We start from the raw sequence: 16666 nt of genomic DNA on the forward strand, positions 1-16666 counted from the left end.
ATCCTCATATGATTGAAGGTAATTTTATTATATATGTTATAGCTCTAAGTATAGCTATTAACAATATTATTACAGGGATCACATTTTATAATCTCTTATTTAAAAAAAGTAGTAATAATTTAATAGATACTATAAAGTATCTTGAAGATTTCAACAAGACTCTAAGAACCCAAAGACATGACTATTTAAACCATATTCAGGTTATTTATTCGCTTATGGAACTTGAAGAGTTTGAGGAAGCAAGAAGATACATAGAACCTGTTTACAAGGATATAGTTAGAGTTAGTAAAGCCCTTAAAACATCAAAACCAGCTGTAAATGCCCTACTTCAGGCCAAACTGCAGATGGCAGAAAAAAATCATATAGATATGGAACTTGAAATAAAAAGTGATTTAAAATATCTTAAAATGGAACCATGGGAATTTTGTAGAGTGATAGGCAACATAATAGATAATGGTATATTTGCACTCAAAGTTAAATCAGATAACAGATATATGCTGGTTGAATTTTCAGAAGACTTAGAGAACATTAGGATTAATATATCAAATAATGGGGATAGTATACCTACAGAAATTATAAATAATATATTTAAAGAGGGATTTACCACGAAAAATGGTAAAGGCGATGGAATGGGACTTACTATAGTCAAAGAGATCGTCGAAAATTTTTCTGGCACAGTTACTGTAACATCAAATAATAAAATGACATCCTTTGAAATAGTTTTACCAAAATGACATTTGAGGTTTAAAAATGTATAATTTAAAAGTTTTATATTACTAATCTTTATTATTAATATTATTATATTTATATAGTAAGGAGGGAGGTACAAAATATGAATGCATTTTTACCAGATATAACCGCACTAACAGTTTTACTTCTAATTATAGGTTTCGGGTTAGTACTTTTAGAAATGCATATTCCAGGTTTCGGTGTTCCTGGGATTTTAGGTGCTATATGTTTAATTCTTGCAGTAGCACTAACAGCTGAAAATTTCGCCCAGGCATTAGTTATGTCATTAAGTATTTTAGCTGTACTGGGAACGATGCTTGGCGTGGCTCTGACAATGTTTGCGAAAGGAAAACTATTTAAACCGTTTATACTGCCAGATGAGCAAAAGAAAGAACATGGATATATTAGTTCTTCAGATTTAGATTATTTACTTGGAAAAAGAGGCATTGCACTCACTGATTTAAGGCCAACAGGCTCAGTAGATATAGATGGAGTAAAATTCGATGTAATTTCTGAAGGAGAATATATTTCAAAAGGAACTAAAGTTGAAATATTCAAAGTTAGCGGAGTTAAACTATTGGTCAAAAAGGTTATAACCTAATATGAATGATATTTAAAGGAGAGATTATTTATGATTATAAATTTACTTATTATAGCTATTGTAGTAGTACTGTTAATTGCTGTATTTCTTACATTCGTGCCACTAGGATTATGGGTATCCTCTTTAGCAGCTAATGTTAAAGTAAGTATATTCAATTTAATTGGTATGAGGCTTCGAAGAGTTGTACCTTCTAAAATAGTAATTCCACTTATAAAATCAACAAAAGCTGGTATGGGGCTTACTGTTAATCAATTAGAAGCACACTATTTAGCTGGTGGTAATGTAGATAATGTCGTAAACGCACTAATTGCTGCCCATAGAGCTGATATAGATTTACAATTTGAAAAAGCTGCCGCTATTGATTTAGCAGGTAGAGATGTTTTAGATGCAGTTAAAATGAGTGTTAACCCAAAGGTAATTGAAACACCAAATGTTTCAGCTGTTGCAAAAGATGGTATAGAGCTTCTAGTTAAAGCTAGAGTAACAGTTAGAGCAAACCTTGAAAGACTAGTTGGTGGTGCCGGAGAAGCAACTATTTTAGCCAGAGTTGGTGAAGGTATAGTAACTACAGTTGGTTCTTCTCATAGTCATAAAATAGTATTAGAGAATCCAGATGCTATTTCAAAAACTGTATTAGATAAAGGTTTAGATGCTGGTACAGCTTTCGAGATATTATCAATAGATATAGCAGATGTAGATGTAGGAAGAAATATAGGAGCTCAACTTCAAACATTGCAAGCAGAGGCTGATAAAAATATAGCACAAGCTAAGGCTGAAGAAAGAAGAGCTATGGCGGTAGCTAAGGAACAAGAAATGAGAGCTGCTGTTGTTGAATCAGAGGCTGAGGTACCAAGAGCTATGGCCTATGCACTTAGAGAAGGAAAACTCGGAATAATGGACTATTATGACATGCAAAATGTTATTGCCGATACTAATATGAGAAGTTCAATTTCTAGTACAGGAAATAAAAATCAAGCTTTGCCTGCTGACGATAAAGATAAGAGATCTAAAAAATAAGTTCCTAGGAGAGTGGGAAGATGAAATATAACAATAATATTGACATATTAAAAATTCTTGCAAATGCTCTATTGGATCCTATGTCCGCGACAAAAAACATCAGAGAAAGTGCGACTTTAAAATATCCAAGAAGTTTTCAATCAATAAATAGTAAAAATAGTAATCCTTATGAAGAAGATAAAACTCAATCTTCTGAAATCAGTAATACAGTATATAGTGAAAGTGTTCAAAAAGATGATAATAATAAGTCTTATGATGATAATAAAAGTAATAGTTTATATGATAATAAAAAAGATACTTCTGCAACTCCTCAGGGTGTTATAGATTCAATTGCTCAAGAGCTGACATCTGTTAGACTTCAACAGGCCATTATACTTTCAGAAATTGTTGGAAAGCCTAGAAGCAAAACCAGAAAAAAAAGAAGATATTAAAATTTAGGAGAATTTTTCTATGAATATTAAAGTGCTTATAGTCGATGATGAAAAAGGAATGAGAACCATAATAAAAAAGATATTGGACAAATCAGGTGGTTTTGAGGTTGTTGGTGATACTGATAACGGTGAAGAAGCTATAGGCATATTTAAAGAGCATCGCCCTGAGGTGGTGTTCTTTGATATTGAGATGCCAACATGTAGCGGTATAGACTGCGCTAAAATATTAACCGATATAGATCCAAAAACTATAATTATTTTTGCGACAGCCCATGCTGAATATATGTCTGATGCTTTTCAGTTATATGCTTTCGATTATTTGATAAAACCATTTAAAGTAGAAAGAGCCCTGCAAACTTTAGATAGAATAAAAAAGCTAAATAAGCCTAGCTATGGAGATGGTATTGATAAGATAATAAAGCACGAAAAAGGTTTAGATAAATTAATGATAAAAAATAAAGAAGGTATAAGTTTCGTGGATACTAAAGAAATAGTGCTTGTTCAAAGAGAAGAAAATTCTACTGTAATATATACCAAAACAGACAGCTTTACTACATCTATTTCTTTATCTGACATTGAGGAGAAACTAGATCATACTCAATTTTTTAGAAGTCATAAATCGTATATTATAAATTTATCATTAATCACAAAAATCTATCCTTATGGAAGATGGACCTACGTGGTTAAGCTAAAAAATACTGAGAAAGATGCTCTTCTTACTCATGAAAAATATGAGGAAATAAAGAAATTTTTTAGTTTATAAAAGTTTCTTTTCAAATACTCAGCTTAAATTAAACCTAAATGTAAACAGATAATAAGGGATACTTGTTTATCATACTAAAAACTTAAAGAATAACAAATATTACCCCGTACATTTTTCAAACGTTAAATGTACGGGGTAATTTCGATACTTTTAAATTCAAAGTTTTTTTAAGTAAAGCTTTCTATATATTTTTTTAAAGAAATCTGAAGTTCATTAATTTCTTCATTTTGTGGTAAACAATTAATTAGAGTAGTTAAAACTTCTTTCTCTTTTATATAATTAAAAGAAAATGGAAAATTCAAATCTGAGATCCAGCTTATCTCATACAATTTTCTATCATTATAATTTTTTAAAGAATTATTGTTAATTTTTCTACCACTTAAAACATCTTGAAGTAATTCTCTATTGTATCCTGGTGTAAAAGGTAAATTATCAAGCGCTGGATTAGGACTACTCTGTCGTTCCCTTTCATATTCAATAATTATTCTAAAAATATCGAGTTTATCAGCATCTCTTATCAACTTACAAAACACTGCTTCTTCTTCATTCAAATTGTTTGGAAGTTCCTTTGTATTATGGAGACTTATAGCCTTAATAATTATTTTTTGACTTTTTTCATCTAAATTTTCTAATATATTATTTTCTTTTAATATTCTTATACCTAGAGTTGCATGATTTTCTGATAAGTAATCCTTAAATGTCTTATATTTTTTAAATTGTTCAAACCTTCCTATATCATGAAATAATCCTATTATCTCAGCCATATCAATTTCATCTTCTTTTAACTTTAATGACTTAGCAATCTTTACAGCATGTTTTGCAACTTTTAAAGTATGTATTTCTTTTAATTCGATATTTTGATTAACAACACTATCTTCTCCGTAAAATTCTTTTACATAAGAATTAAACCAACTATAATACTCTTTAACTGTTATTTGTTCCATTTTAAATCTCCTTGTTTTAATCTTAAAATGAATAATTTATTATTTAAATTAAATTTTCACCTTAAATAATAATCTCAAAATATATTTATTTTAGCAAATAATTCATTTTGTAACGCCTAAATTTGAAAGAACCTATTACAAATTAATTTTATGATTTTTATTCACTTCCTAGTCATATTAATGTATTTTTTATAATTTTAACACTTACTTCATATAATGGAAACTAATAAATGAATCATTACAAATATTCATTTAAAAATTCTATCACTTTAATATTTTCATAATTTTCATACAAAATATATAAAAATCATAAAAATCCTAAATTGCTATTAACAAAAAGACAATAAACTAATTGACTTATGCTCATTGCCTTTAAAATATGAAAAGCTTGACTGTATACAAAACGTATACTATAATTTATTTAATAAAAATGTTAATATACTAGATCGGTTGGGCAAATATAATATTTGCTTTCAAGCAATTTTAGTTTCTGGGGTGGGAAACTCTTTTTGAGTATTCCCACCTTTTTTTGTTAGATAATTTTTTTAGTTCAGGGAAATAATTAATAAGAAAGGATGTTAAATTATGAAAAGTAAACTTAATTTTAAAATCTCCAATATGCTGCTATACTTTTTTAAAAATGAATCTTCTAGTGGAATATTACTTTTGATTTGTGCTATTACCTCAATAATAATTGCAAATTCTAGTTTCGCTGAAACCTATAATCACATACTCCATAAATATATTACAATTGGTTATGGAAAATTTTCTTTATCTCTGTCAGTTCTTCATTGGATAAATGATGGACTTATGACTATTTTTTTCCTTGTAGTTGGTACTGAAATAAAAAGGGAGCTAGTTATAGGCGAACTAAAATCAATAAAAAAAACTATACTTCCTATCTCTGCTGCAATAGGCGGTATGATTATACCTGCAATCATATATTCATTATTTAACTATAACCAAACTACTTTTTCTGGCTGGGGAATCCCTATGGCAACTGATATTGCCTTTGCTCTAGGGGTACTTTCTCTAGTAGGAAAAAATGCTCCTAAAGGTATAGTTGTATTTCTTACTGCTTTGGCCATCATTGATGATTTAGGTGCTATCATAGTTATCGCTGTATTTTATACTAATCAAATTTCTTGGATTGCACTTTTCTTAGGTTTACTTGTTTTTGTTGGACTTTTACTAGCTAATAAAGTTAATAATAAATTCACATCTATTTTTATTATTGGAGGAATATTATTATGGCTTTGTTTGTTAAAATCCGGAATACACGCAACAATAGCCGGTGTGCTCTTAGGAATGACACTGCCTCTTGGAAAAGGTGATAAAGAACCAGAAAACTCGATGTTATATAGGTTTGAGCATACTTTGGCTCCGTGGTCTTCTTTTGTAATCATGCCAATATTTGCGCTAGCAAACTCTGGTATAACAATTAATGTTAATAGCCTATCATCATATTTAGTCACACCAGTTAGTTTAGGCATAATATTTGGTCTCTTTTTTGGAAAACAATTAGGTGTATTTGGCGTTTCTTATATTTTAATAAAACTAAAAATCGCAAAACTTCCATCCCAAGTAACAAAAATGCATTTATATGGTGCGAGTGCTTTAGCTGGTATTGGATTCACAATGTCACTCTTTGTTTCATCTTTATCCTTTACTGATGAAACTGCCTTATCCTCTGCAAAGATAAGTATTATGATTGCTTCTGTCTTATCCGCAGTACTAGGCAGTGTAGTATTTAAACTTATTAATTTCCCAAGCAATAATTCCAAATAACTACTTTAATAGCTGAAAATTTAATTATTAATCCATTCCTCAAGTGAAATTGAAATCAGAATATTTTTTTTGTTAAAGCACATCCTAAGATTAATCGGTATGATTATTAGCTATTTGATGGAGGATTTCGATGAGCATTTTAAAGAAATTATTAATATTCATTATTATTCTAGTTATGATGATAGTTCTTCAATTAGGAGTGTCTAATACCACTTCTTACGTTCATTCCCATATTGATAAAGGTATTCCTGTTAAGATAGCAGTATTCCAGGATAATGCAAATGCTATGTATATTTCTCTTCTCAGACAAAATTTAGAGCTTATTCAAAAAGAAAATGAAGATAAAGTTAACTTTACTTTTTTTAACGCTAATGATAATCAAACTATACAAAACGAAAGCATTGATAAAGCTCTTAAAGAAAATTATGACCTTTTTATTGTTGGTATAGTTAGTACTAACTTAAAGGATGTCGAAAGTGCTTTACGTAAAATCATGGATAAAAATATGCCTTTAATAATAAATCCGGATACGTCACAAGAAATACTAAACTTTATGAAACCATATAAACAATTTGTAATTATTGGAGCAGATTTTGAACAATCAGGTACTATGGAAGGAAAAATTCTTGTTAACGAATGGAACTTTCATAAGGAATCTATAGATAAAAATCATGATGATGTTCTGCAATATGTCATGTTAAGAGGCAGAATCGGAAGTCCTTTAACATATTTAAGAACAAAATATTCAGTACTAGCACTTAATGATGCTGGAATAAAAACAGAGGAACTTTCCTCACCTCACTGCGAATGGATACAAGATTGTGCCGAAAATGCCATTGAATCCCTATTTCTAAGATACGGAAATAAAATTGAAGCTATTATTTCAAACAATGATGCTATGGCAATAGGTGCAGTTGAAGCATTACAAAAATATGGATATAATAAAGGCAGCCAGATTTCAACGATACCTGTTGTAGGAATCGATGGAATGCCAGCTGCAAAAGAACTAATTAATAAAGGTTTTATGACAGGTACTGTTATAGTTGAACCGCATGATCTTGCTGAAGCCCTTTATGCCGTTGGAATGAATTTAGCTAAAGGTAGAAGTCCGGTAGAAAATACCAATTACAAACTAGATGATACAGGCTTTATAATTCATCTAAACTACAGTGAATATGTAAAATAAAGTATGATAAAATTAATAACCGCATATGTTTATCTTATTCTATTACAAATACTTCAGCGTAAAAAATTATCCCCCTTATTCCTATGAAAATAATAAGAGGGATTCTTTAAACTCAGTATTAATCTTGAGTATATACCTTATATGCTAATTTAAATAATAGCCTAAATAAAATATAACATCCAATAGAAACTATACTAAGGCAAATTCCAAAAATCATAATAAAATTTTTAATAATCAAAGCTGCTACTACAAGAATGCCCCCTAATATAAAGATAATGAGCATTACAAATAGAGGCATATAATTTTTCTTAAACATCGCTTTTTCATTTTCCCATGCTAATTTGGGAGCTCTAAAATCAATATATATTCCAAATAATGTTATTAATAATATAGATCCAAAAGCCGAAACAATACCTAAAGCAAATAATATTGGACTTGCTTTAATTAATATTAGCCCTAGCGAAACCACTAACGTCCCAACTTCATTAATACATAATGATGATAGAATTTTTGAATATAGTTGAGTTTTATAATCAACAGGTATATACTTTGCTACAATAAAATCTTTGCCTTCCCGTGATAATGCTGTTGCACCTGCACCACCAGCCATTATGCATGATGCTCCCCCAATAAATGTTATAACAATTACAATCCCGTACCATTCAGTGTTTACTTTTAGTAGTTCTGTATATTTCTCCAAATTTCCATTTGATAGAAATCCCATCCCCATTACTATTGGCATATAAAATATCATTGCTACACAATTAATAAAAAATTGAGGTGTTCTAAATATTGTTTTTATATCTTTTTTAATTAAAGCCTTCAATGGTGAATTTATCTTTATTAATTTTTTGGCCTCTCCAGTCTCTAAAATATTTTCTCTTTTGCTAAACGATTCAGAGAGTCCAATGACACCCTTAAGATATAATTTTCCTCCTATATAATAATATGCGATAAAAAATATTATACTTATAATTAAAGCAATAACTATATTTATTAATCCACTTAAATTATTATTGTATAGTAAACCATACGCGGAAAATTTATTTGTTATAAAAACTCCTGTCAACATTTCCATTGTATTATTATTACCTTGTGAAAATTTTTCAAGAATCTGTTCTGAAGTCATACTACTGCCTGAATTTGAATTTAAATAATTAAAAGCTATAATTAATATTAATGAAGCGCAGCCAGTAAACATCTTAAATGCATCTTTATGTTTTGACAAAGAAGTAAATCTCATTAGCACCATACAGATAAGTGCGGCTAATATCATAGGTAAAATGGGGGTTATTACTAATACAATCATTCCATATAAGTAGTATAAAAAATATGCTTTTGATACTACGCCATATGCTGCTAAAGGTAAAATGAGCATTCCGGTATATATATACATATTAATTAATACTGCAATAAATTTCCCAAAAATTATTTCGCTACTTTTAAAAGGAAGTGGTAATATCACTTCTATATCATCAGCAAAATAAAATACATTCATTATTGTATAAACACCAAAGAAAAAAGATACAGCTGTTCCTAGTGATAAAATAATAGCTATAAGCATTCCTTCCTTACCCATTGAGTGAAATGTTTCGTAGCTTTCTGATATCATAAGGGTAAATGGAAGAGATAGCATACATACTATTATTATCATAAGTGCTATTATAAAACCCGGCTTCATTTTGCTGCCTACAAACATTTCATCGAGAGCGTTTCGTACGAAATATTTTGTTATTAACTTAAGCCTGCTCATTTTCGGTCATCTCCAAAAACATTTCTTCTAAGGATTCATTTTCCTTAAACTCATCTCTTAACTTCTCTAGTGTCCCATTAAATATCAGTTGTCCTTTATTAATTATTGCTACTTCATCACATACTTTTTCAGCCACCTCAAGGACATGTGTTGAAAAAATCACTGTATTCCTAGCGTCCGCATGTTCTCTCATCATTTCTTTTAATATAAACGCTGATTTTGGATCTAATCCTGTCATAGGTTCATCCAATATCCAAATCTTTGGCCTATGTATCATTACTCCCATTAGCACTATCTTCTGTCTCATGCCATGAGAATATGTTTGAATTTTATCTCCCAAAGCTAAACTCATTTCAAACCGCTTAGACATTTCATCTATTCTATATATTCTCTCATCTTTTGAAACTCTATAAACATCAGCCATAAAATTCAAATATTCTATTCCTTTTAATCTTAAAAACATATCTGGACTGTCAGGGACATAACCAAATTGTTCTTTTGCCTTGATTGGATCTTTGTTAATATCAATACCATTGATTTCTATTGTTCCCTTAGTTGGTGATATTATCCCTGTTATCATTTTTATAGTAGTTGTTTTTCCGGCTCCGTTAGGTCCAAGTAGTCCATAAATTTTTCCATCCTGAATCTCTAGATTCAAATTATTTACTGCATAATAACTTCCATTATAACTTTTTGTTATGTTATTTATATTTATCATCAATTCAAGCCTCCTTATAGTATTATTATACTGAAGTTCTAATTCAAAATGATTAAATCAAGCTTAATTAAAACTTAAATTTCCTTATTAACCTCTTAATCCGAAGTCATATTTTTTAAGCTCTATTCCATGATATTATTTATATCTAAAAATCCTATTTCATATTTCATCCCTAATCATACATCCATAATCTCCATATTTATAGCTTCCATATATTCCAAATGATATACATTTGGCGCCACCATTGCACAAATTTAAGAAGTCACATTTTGAACAGCCCTTCGGAATTTGTTTAAAATTTTGCAATTCTTTAAAGATCTTTGCCTCAAAGTATATATCTTTAAGGGACCTCTCTTTTATATTTCCCGCTACAATTGGAAGTCTCCTACAAGGCATAACATCTCCATTTTCAAGAAGTACTATAAGACCATCTCCTGCGCTACACTTATAGCAATCACTAATACCATTTAAAAACTGCAAACTTCTTTCCCCAGAAATTATAGTTTTTGAAAATTTATTTATTAGGCTACTTTGTTCACGGCTTATTAAATTTATATACTCAATAACTTGCTCTTTATTTAAAGTTTTCACTTCTGCATTATTGCCTAAGCCAATTGATACCATTCTATCTGTCCAAACTTTATATGCTTTACATCGTTTAGCTACTCTTACAACATCTCCAAATTCCTTATAATTTTTATTGTTTGCTGTAAATGAGACTAATGCTTTTATATGATATTTGTTAAGAAGTTTTAAGGATTTGATTACTTCATCATAAGAGTTTACTCCTCTTATTTTATCGTGGGTTTCTCTTCTTCCATCTAAACTCACCTGCACCATCTTAGGATTATATTTTTTTAATCTTTTAACATTCTCATCATCTAAAAAGGAGCCGTTAGTAAGAATTCCAAAATCAAAATACTCACTATTCTTTTTAAAATAATCAAGCAGTTCCCAAATATCTTCCCTAACAAACGGCTCCCCACCAGTTATATTTACTTGTCCTTTTAGGTTTTGATTGTTCATTTTATTATATTCAATTAGAAGCTTTAAATATTGTTCTCCATGATTTATTAGTTCTTCTATGGAGAATTCACTTCCTTCATAGCTATCTTGGTAGCAATGTTTACATCTTTTATTGCATCTCTTAGTAATATGCCATTGCATAATTAGTCTTTTCAAAATTAATTTCCTCCACATCCTCCACAAGATGAGCAAGAAGAACATGAGGAACCCGAGCATGATGAGCAGGAAGAACATGAGCTCCCAGAATTATTATTAAAAGAATTATTATTTTCTTTAGTATAAATACTACTCACTCCTAAGAAATACATCCAAGAACTGGTCATTAAAAAGTCCTGAGCTACATCTGGATTGTTTTCATTGATTTTATTAGTATTTCCTTTACTACTCTTATAGTACTTTTCAAAAGCCTCTTTTGATGCTTTTCCGCATCTCGTCAATTTATCATTCAAATGAATATGTAGAACAATCTTACTGATTATGAAAATTAAAATAATCTCAAATACAAGCGCTCCTACCGGCATTCCATACGCTATTCCACCAACAAGCCTCCAAATTCCTGGAACCAAAACAACAACCATTCCAAGATTTGAGACAGACTTACTTTCTCTTATTATCACATCATCCTTAATTAAACCATCTAATACCAATTTATTATAAATTCTATCGTAATGCGTCTTAAACTCTTTTTCATTAACCATATCAGGCTCAAAATCTTTAGGTGCAAACTTATCCAAGTATAAAATATACACATTTTCTTCAATAGGTGTTAAAAAAGAAGATAACTCTTTATTTATTTGAAATTTTTTATCTTCTTCATCCTTTACTAATAATCCCTTTGCATAAAGTTTATAAGTTATATAATAGAACATGCCATGCAAATTATATTTATTATTTAATACATAATATTTATCTTCATCCAATCCTGATATTATAAAGTCTTTTTTATCAGAATTATGTAATAGCCTTCGTATAACTATTAATACTACAACGGCAAATATCCCATAAATAATCAAAAAATCCTGACCCTTAATAAATGGCAAAAATCTCATTACTATTCCCCCAATATTTTGTAACTAAATCTTTAATAATTTTATAATATCATCACTTCATATAATTAGTATAGATATATTTTACTTTATAATCCAAATAATCATAAAGTTAGAAATAAATACTCTCAAGTCACTGCTTAAACATTTATCCTTGTTTGTGTTGGAAGTATTACTATTTCTTTTTCCTAGATAAAGATTTTAATAAAAAAGATGTTTTGCAAACAGTTGTATAACTATTTGCAAACACCCTTTTTTATTCCCTCTAATCCTACATAATATTTCATAAACCCATAACTAGTACTTTTCCAATAGTTTTCTTAACTCATCTATATCATTAACTGGTGCTAAGCAACTTTTTCCCTCACATAAATAATAAGTTGATTTATCGTTTATAAAATCATAGTCTTTAATAAAAGGTATTAACTTTTCAATCTCATCTTTATTATCACTACACTTAATTATGGTTGTTAAATTAAATGTAGGAATTTCGCTAATCAAATCTTTAAGTTTTTCCTCATCACTTTTATCTTTAATAAGACATACTAATTCTTTTCCATGATTTAATGCAAAAGATGCTGCCATAAGGAAAAATGAATGGTTTACTTCCTCTCCAAATACAGATCCTGAAATGAAATTTAACTGCTTTTCAGCCATTTCTTCCAATGTTGAATCTCCTGTTATTCTCGAAAGCTTAATTAAGTTATAAGCTGCAACTGAATTCCCTGATGGCATTGCTCCATCATATAATTCCTTAGGTCTTGCTATTAGTTTTTCGCCATCTTCTCCGTAAAGAAAAAATCCATGTTTTTCATTGTCCCAAAATAAGTTAATCATATCATTATTTAAATCAATTGCTTTCTTCAAAAAAGTAATATCATAACAACTTTCATAAAGTTCTATTAATCCATAACAAAGAAAGGCATAATCTCCCAAATACGCTTTATGACGAGATTCTTCATCTCTATATCTTGCTAATAATCTTTTATTCTCATCAATTAAATTATCAAATATGAAGTTAACTGCTTTCTTGGCATATTCAAAATATCGTATATCCTCTATAACTTTATATGCTTTTCCAAGTGCTGCTATCATAAGTCCGTTCCAAGATGTAAGAATTTTATCATCCTTATGCAATTCCATCCTATTGCTTCTATATAGTAGAATTTCTTCACTTAAATCTTTTATTCTATTATTAAGTATATAATACTCGCTATTTTCAAGTAAATTAGGAATATTTTTTCCTTCAAAATTACCTTTAGGAGTCATATTAAAATACCTATTGAAATACTTCCCATCTTCTTCGCCTAAAACTTTAATAATTTCAGAAGGTCTAAAAACATAATATTTACCTTCCTCACCTTCACTATCAGCATCCTCAGCGCAGTAAAATCCACCATCTTCGCTTCTTAGTTCTCTAAAGACATATTCTAATGCTTTTATAGCAACATCCTTATATAATTCATTTCTTGTAACCTCGTAACCTTCAAGATATGCAATAATCAGTAAAGCATTGTCATATAACATTTTTTCAAAATGAGGAACTAACCACTTATTGTCAGTAGAATATCTTGAGAAACCAAATCCAATATGATCAAATATTCCTCCTCTATACATGGAATCCAATGTTTTCTCAACCATTTCTAATGCTTTACTTTCTTTATGCTCTTGGTTATATCTAAGCAAAAACATTAACAGGTGCGGCGTAGGAAATTTAGGCGCAGATCCAAATCCACCATACTTTTCATCAAATATATGCAAAAGTTGATTATATCCATTCCTTAATATCTTTGGAGCTAATTCAACTTTGTTAAATTCACCTTCCAAATATTTATTTAAATCCGATATAATCCCTTCACTTGACAATATAATTTTGCTTCTATTTTCATTCCACTGCTTAATTATAGAATTTAATATATCCTTAAGGCCTGGAATATTATATTTTGGTTCTTTAGGAAAATATGTTCCAGCAAAAAACGGCTTTTGATCTGGAGTCATTATTATTGTAAGCGGCCAGCCACCATGTCCAGTTAAAGCTTGGCATACTGTCATATATACACTATCAACATCTGGTCTTTCTTCTCTATCTACTTTTATTGCTACAAAATTATCATTCATAATTTCAGCTACTTCTTCATCTTCAAAAGATTCGTGAGCCATTACATGACACCAATGACATGTTGAATATCCAATAGATAAAAATATAGGCTTATCCTCTTCTTTTGCTTTATTAAATGCCTCATCACTCCACGCATACCAATTTATAGGATTTTCAGCATGTTGTAATAAGTACGGCGATTTCTCATTAATTAAATTATTAGCTTCGATTGTTGAAATCATATAGACACCTCCTTTAATAATGTAATAATTTAATAAAATTAGCTTTGCCAAGCTGCAAAAATATATACACACCATAACACACTCAAACAAAAATTTAACAAGATATCTTTATCAATATAACGATGCTTACTATGTGGTAGCATATGATTTTTAAATTTCAATATATATTGCAAAGTTAATTTTAATAATTTATACTGATATTGTCGACAGTAGACATTTTAGTATTGATTAATAAAACTATACGATAATTATGTTTTGATACAAGGAGGATGTAACAATGGAAAATTATAAAATTGAGAAAGGTCCATCCTATTTTGACCAAGCTTACACATCAATAAAAGATATGATTTTTAATGGTATTTTAAAACCTGGCGATAGAATCTATGAATCAAAAATAGCTAGCGAATTTCAAATAAGTAGAAGCCCTGTAAGAGAGGCTATACGTTCTTTAGAAAAAGATGGCCTGATTTTAATTAGCGATAAATCAAAGATTACGGTCTATCAGCCCACTAAAGAAGATATCGAAAATATTTATGAATGCAGGCAGGCTTTGGAATCTCAAGCTGTAAGACTAACTACACGTAAAGCTTCCGATTCAGAATTAGAACGGATTGAAGCCACTTTGTTTGAAACTCAAAAAAATATAGAGAACTTTGATGATAAGTTAGTTAAAACACTTATTTTATTGAACACTCAATTTCACGATTTAATTTTAAATTATAGTCAAAATAATCGTCTACGAAAACAGAGCAAAGATTTAAGCGCACTTACTTATTTCTATAGATCTATAGATATATATGAACATGATCGTATTATGGACATTTTTAATTACCATCTTAAAATATTTCATTATATTAAACAGAGGAATGAAGAAAAAGCTGGCGAAACTATGTATAACCATATAGGTAATGACTTAAAACACTTAGAAGCTATTCTATCGATTGAATCAATAATCTAAACAAACCTAAATCTATACAAAGGGAGATTTTATAATGATTATTTTTAACGCATTAGGAAGTGTATTCAGTATAGTATTAATGATTTCTACAGGATTTTTTCTATCTCACAAGGGATGGTTTGATGAAAAAACATCACAGCTTTTCTCAAAACTTGTATGTAATCTAGCAATTCCCTGTCTTATGATTTCTCAATTTACTGAAAGCTTTGATAAAGATAAATTGCTTAATCTGGGTGGTGGGCTATTCGCACCCTTTACATCAATGGCCTTAGGCTATTTAATTGCAGTACTGGTATCTAAACTTGTTAAAGTTAATAAAGGACGCATTGGTACTTTCAGATCAATGTTTTTTGTATCGAATTCTATATTTATTGGGCTTCCAGTAAATATGGCCCTATTCGGAGAAAAAAGTATACCTAATGTTTTACTGTACTACATAGCTAATACTACCTTTTTTTGGACAATAGGTGTTTATGAAATCAGTAGAGATGGACAATCTGGAAAAGCTAATATTTTATCACTTGATACAGTAAAGAGAATTATGTCTCCTCCCCTACTAAGCTTTGTATTTGCAATTATACTTGTATTGTCTAATGTTCATTTACCGAAGTTTATTCTAGACACATGCAAGTACTTTGGAAATTTGACTACACCTTTAGCCATGTTATTTATTGGAATAACAATTTATTCTGTTAACTTAAAGGAATTCAAATTAAGCCTAGATATGGCAGCAATAATTTTAGGTAGATTTCTCATTTCACCACTGCTAATTCTTGTGTTATGCAACATTATAAATATACCTTTACTTATGAAAGAAGTATTTGTAATTCAAGCTGCCATGCCAGTAATGACCAATACAGCTATAGTCTCTAAACGCTATGGAGCTGATTATGAATATGCAACCATAAGTACAATAATTACAACTATTTTAAGTTTGTTGGCTATTCCTATTTATATGATATTGTTAAGTTAAAGCGATTTATTATGCAAAAAAATTTTATTATTACCGTGATATTATAGCACTTATAATTTTTTTCGAATAAGAAAAATGTATAACTAATAATATTATTAGATGTAACAACTATGAAACCAGAAAAAATGGGTTCACCAAATCAAGGAATTAAATGTGTTGTTAATACATGTCACTATTATATGTCAGGCGACCACTGTTGCGCTCAACAAATTGAAGTTCAACTAAAAAATGCACATGACACTCAAAAAACAGACTGCGCTACATTTATTCCGGAGGGTCAAAGTAAATATTAATTAGTTATTGTGAGTCATGCAGATTACTTATTAATCTGCCCGACTCTTTCTGTTATGTATAATATAATAATTATCATAAAACACTTTAGATGCTTTTCTG

16 protein-coding genes and 1 other annotated feature are annotated in these 16666 nt (G+C 29.5%); of the genes, 10 read left to right on the forward strand and 6 right to left on the reverse strand.

Annotated features, from left to right (window positions below):
- The 5 genes from CLCHR_RS17505 to CLCHR_RS17525 all read left to right on the forward strand — a co-directional run.
- A partial coding sequence (locus CLCHR_RS17505) for a sensor histidine kinase (protein WP_139376260.1) occupies positions 1 to 734 on the forward strand: 734 nt, incomplete at its 5' end.
- Between the two features lie 98 nt (positions 735 to 832).
- Positions 833 to 1330 (forward strand): NfeD family protein, encoded by a 498-nt coding sequence (locus CLCHR_RS17510; RefSeq protein WP_079441197.1) that lies wholly within the window; start codon positions 833 to 835, stop codon positions 1328 to 1330.
- Positions 1331 to 1360: 30 nt separating this feature from the next.
- A complete protein-coding gene (gene floA / locus CLCHR_RS17515; protein WP_079441198.1) occupies positions 1361 to 2347 on the forward strand; it encodes a flotillin-like protein FloA in 987 nt (328 codons plus the stop codon).
- A gap of 20 nt (positions 2348 to 2367) precedes the next feature.
- Positions 2368 to 2778: a hypothetical protein gene (locus tag CLCHR_RS17520; RefSeq protein WP_079441199.1), complete on the forward strand. Its 411-nt coding sequence runs from the start codon at positions 2368 to 2370 to the stop codon at positions 2776 to 2778.
- 19 nt (positions 2779 to 2797) lie between these two features.
- Positions 2798 to 3541, forward strand: coding sequence for a LytR/AlgR family response regulator transcription factor (locus CLCHR_RS17525; protein ID WP_079441200.1), 744 nt, complete (start codon positions 2798 to 2800; stop codon positions 3539 to 3541).
- Positions 3542 to 3708: 167 nt separating this feature from the next.
- Here CLCHR_RS17525 and CLCHR_RS17530 read toward each other — a convergent pair whose 3' ends face one another.
- Entirely contained in the window at positions 3709 to 4485 is a 777-nt protein-coding gene (locus CLCHR_RS17530) for an HD domain-containing protein (RefSeq protein WP_079441201.1), read from the reverse strand.
- A 448-nt stretch (positions 4486 to 4933) separates the two neighbouring features.
- Positions 4934 to 4990 (forward strand) — a sequence feature (sodium ion sensor (DUF1646 type); this cis-regulatory element may regulate processes involved in with the transportation of sodium ions).
- An 80-nt stretch (positions 4991 to 5070) separates the two neighbouring features.
- Between CLCHR_RS17530 and nhaA the strand changes: the two genes are divergently transcribed.
- Both nhaA and CLCHR_RS17540 read left to right on the forward strand, forming a co-directional pair.
- Positions 5071 to 6273 (forward strand): Na+/H+ antiporter NhaA, encoded by a 1203-nt coding sequence (gene nhaA, locus CLCHR_RS17535; RefSeq protein ID WP_079441202.1) that lies wholly within the window; start codon positions 5071 to 5073, stop codon positions 6271 to 6273.
- 130 nt (positions 6274 to 6403) lie between these two features.
- Positions 6404 to 7459: a galactose ABC transporter substrate-binding protein gene (locus tag CLCHR_RS17540; RefSeq protein ID WP_079441203.1), complete on the forward strand. Its 1056-nt coding sequence runs from the start codon at positions 6404 to 6406 to the stop codon at positions 7457 to 7459.
- Between the two features lie 118 nt (positions 7460 to 7577).
- Here the strand turns inward: CLCHR_RS17540 and CLCHR_RS17545 are convergent, their stop codons facing one another.
- From CLCHR_RS17545 to CLCHR_RS17565, 5 genes are all read right to left on the reverse strand, one after another.
- Positions 7578 to 9212, reverse strand: a complete 1635-nt coding sequence (locus tag CLCHR_RS17545) for a putative ABC transporter permease subunit (RefSeq protein ID WP_079441204.1) — start codon at positions 9210 to 9212, stop codon at positions 7578 to 7580.
- A complete protein-coding gene (locus tag CLCHR_RS17550; RefSeq protein ID WP_079441205.1) occupies positions 9199 to 9930 on the reverse strand; it encodes an ABC transporter ATP-binding protein in 732 nt (243 codons plus the stop codon). The genes CLCHR_RS17545 and CLCHR_RS17550 overlap by 14 nt, the downstream gene beginning before the upstream one ends.
- A gap of 159 nt (positions 9931 to 10089) precedes the next feature.
- On the reverse strand, positions 10090 to 11112 hold the full coding sequence (locus CLCHR_RS17555; protein ID WP_079441206.1) for a radical SAM/SPASM domain-containing protein: 1023 nt from the start codon (positions 11110 to 11112) through the stop codon (positions 10090 to 10092).
- A gap of 2 nt (positions 11113 to 11114) precedes the next feature.
- Complete coding sequence (locus tag CLCHR_RS17560; RefSeq protein WP_079441207.1) at positions 11115 to 12005, reverse strand: hypothetical protein; 891 nt, start codon at positions 12003 to 12005, stop codon at positions 11115 to 11117.
- A 294-nt stretch (positions 12006 to 12299) separates the two neighbouring features.
- Positions 12300 to 14342, reverse strand: a complete 2043-nt coding sequence (locus CLCHR_RS17565; RefSeq protein WP_079441208.1) for a thioredoxin domain-containing protein — start codon at positions 14340 to 14342, stop codon at positions 12300 to 12302.
- A gap of 277 nt (positions 14343 to 14619) precedes the next feature.
- Here CLCHR_RS17565 and CLCHR_RS17570 point away from each other — a divergent pair, with 277 nt between their 5' ends.
- The 3 genes from CLCHR_RS17570 to CLCHR_RS17580 all read left to right on the forward strand — a co-directional run bounded on the left by CLCHR_RS17570 (position 14620) and on the right by CLCHR_RS17580 (position 16566).
- Positions 14620 to 15300, forward strand: coding sequence for a GntR family transcriptional regulator (locus CLCHR_RS17570; protein WP_079441209.1), 681 nt, complete (start codon positions 14620 to 14622; stop codon positions 15298 to 15300).
- A 34-nt stretch (positions 15301 to 15334) separates the two neighbouring features.
- A complete protein-coding gene (locus CLCHR_RS17575; RefSeq protein WP_079441210.1) occupies positions 15335 to 16273 on the forward strand; it encodes an AEC family transporter in 939 nt (312 codons plus the stop codon).
- Between the two features lie 110 nt (positions 16274 to 16383).
- Positions 16384 to 16566 carry a DUF1540 domain-containing protein gene (locus tag CLCHR_RS17580; protein ID WP_079441211.1) on the forward strand — a complete coding sequence of 61 codons (183 nt, stop codon included), beginning with the start codon at positions 16384 to 16386 and terminating at the stop codon, positions 16564 to 16566.
- Positions 16567 to 16666 lie beyond the last annotated feature (100 nt).

It is taken from the genome of Clostridium chromiireducens, from assembly GCF_002029255.1.
GTDB lineage: Bacteria > Bacillota > Clostridia > Clostridiales > Clostridiaceae > Clostridium > Clostridium chromiireducens.

Bases quoted from the DNA above. Each gene is read 5' to 3' on its own strand.
- CLCHR_RS17510 (WP_079441197.1), top strand. From the start codon at position 833: ATGAATGCATTTTTACCAGATATAACCGCACTAACAGTTTTACTTCTA.
- floA (WP_079441198.1), top strand. From the start codon at position 1,361: ATGATTATAAATTTACTTATTATAGCTATTGTAGTAGTACTGTTAATT.
- CLCHR_RS17520 (WP_079441199.1), top strand. From the start codon at position 2,368: ATGAAATATAACAATAATATTGACATATTAAAAATTCTTGCAAATGCT.
- CLCHR_RS17525 (WP_079441200.1), top strand. From the start codon at position 2,798: ATGAATATTAAAGTGCTTATAGTCGATGATGAAAAAGGAATGAGAACC.
- CLCHR_RS17530 (WP_079441201.1), bottom strand. From the start codon at position 4,485: ATGGAACAAATAACAGTTAAAGAGTATTATAGTTGGTTTAATTCTTAT.
- nhaA (WP_079441202.1), top strand. From the start codon at position 5,071: ATGAAAAGTAAACTTAATTTTAAAATCTCCAATATGCTGCTATACTTT.
- CLCHR_RS17540 (WP_079441203.1), top strand. From the start codon at position 6,404: ATGAGCATTTTAAAGAAATTATTAATATTCATTATTATTCTAGTTATG.
- CLCHR_RS17545 (WP_079441204.1), bottom strand. From the start codon at position 9,212: ATGAGCAGGCTTAAGTTAATAACAAAATATTTCGTACGAAACGCTCTC.
- CLCHR_RS17550 (WP_079441205.1), bottom strand. From the start codon at position 9,930: ATGATAAATATAAATAACATAACAAAAAGTTATAATGGAAGTTATTAT.
- CLCHR_RS17560 (WP_079441207.1), bottom strand. From the start codon at position 12,005: ATGAGATTTTTGCCATTTATTAAGGGTCAGGATTTTTTGATTATTTAT.
- CLCHR_RS17565 (WP_079441208.1), bottom strand. From the start codon at position 14,342: ATGATTTCAACAATCGAAGCTAATAATTTAATTAATGAGAAATCGCCG.
- CLCHR_RS17570 (WP_079441209.1), top strand. From the start codon at position 14,620: ATGGAAAATTATAAAATTGAGAAAGGTCCATCCTATTTTGACCAAGCT.
- CLCHR_RS17575 (WP_079441210.1), top strand. From the start codon at position 15,335: ATGATTATTTTTAACGCATTAGGAAGTGTATTCAGTATAGTATTAATG.
- CLCHR_RS17580 (WP_079441211.1), top strand. From the start codon at position 16,384: ATGAAACCAGAAAAAATGGGTTCACCAAATCAAGGAATTAAATGTGTT.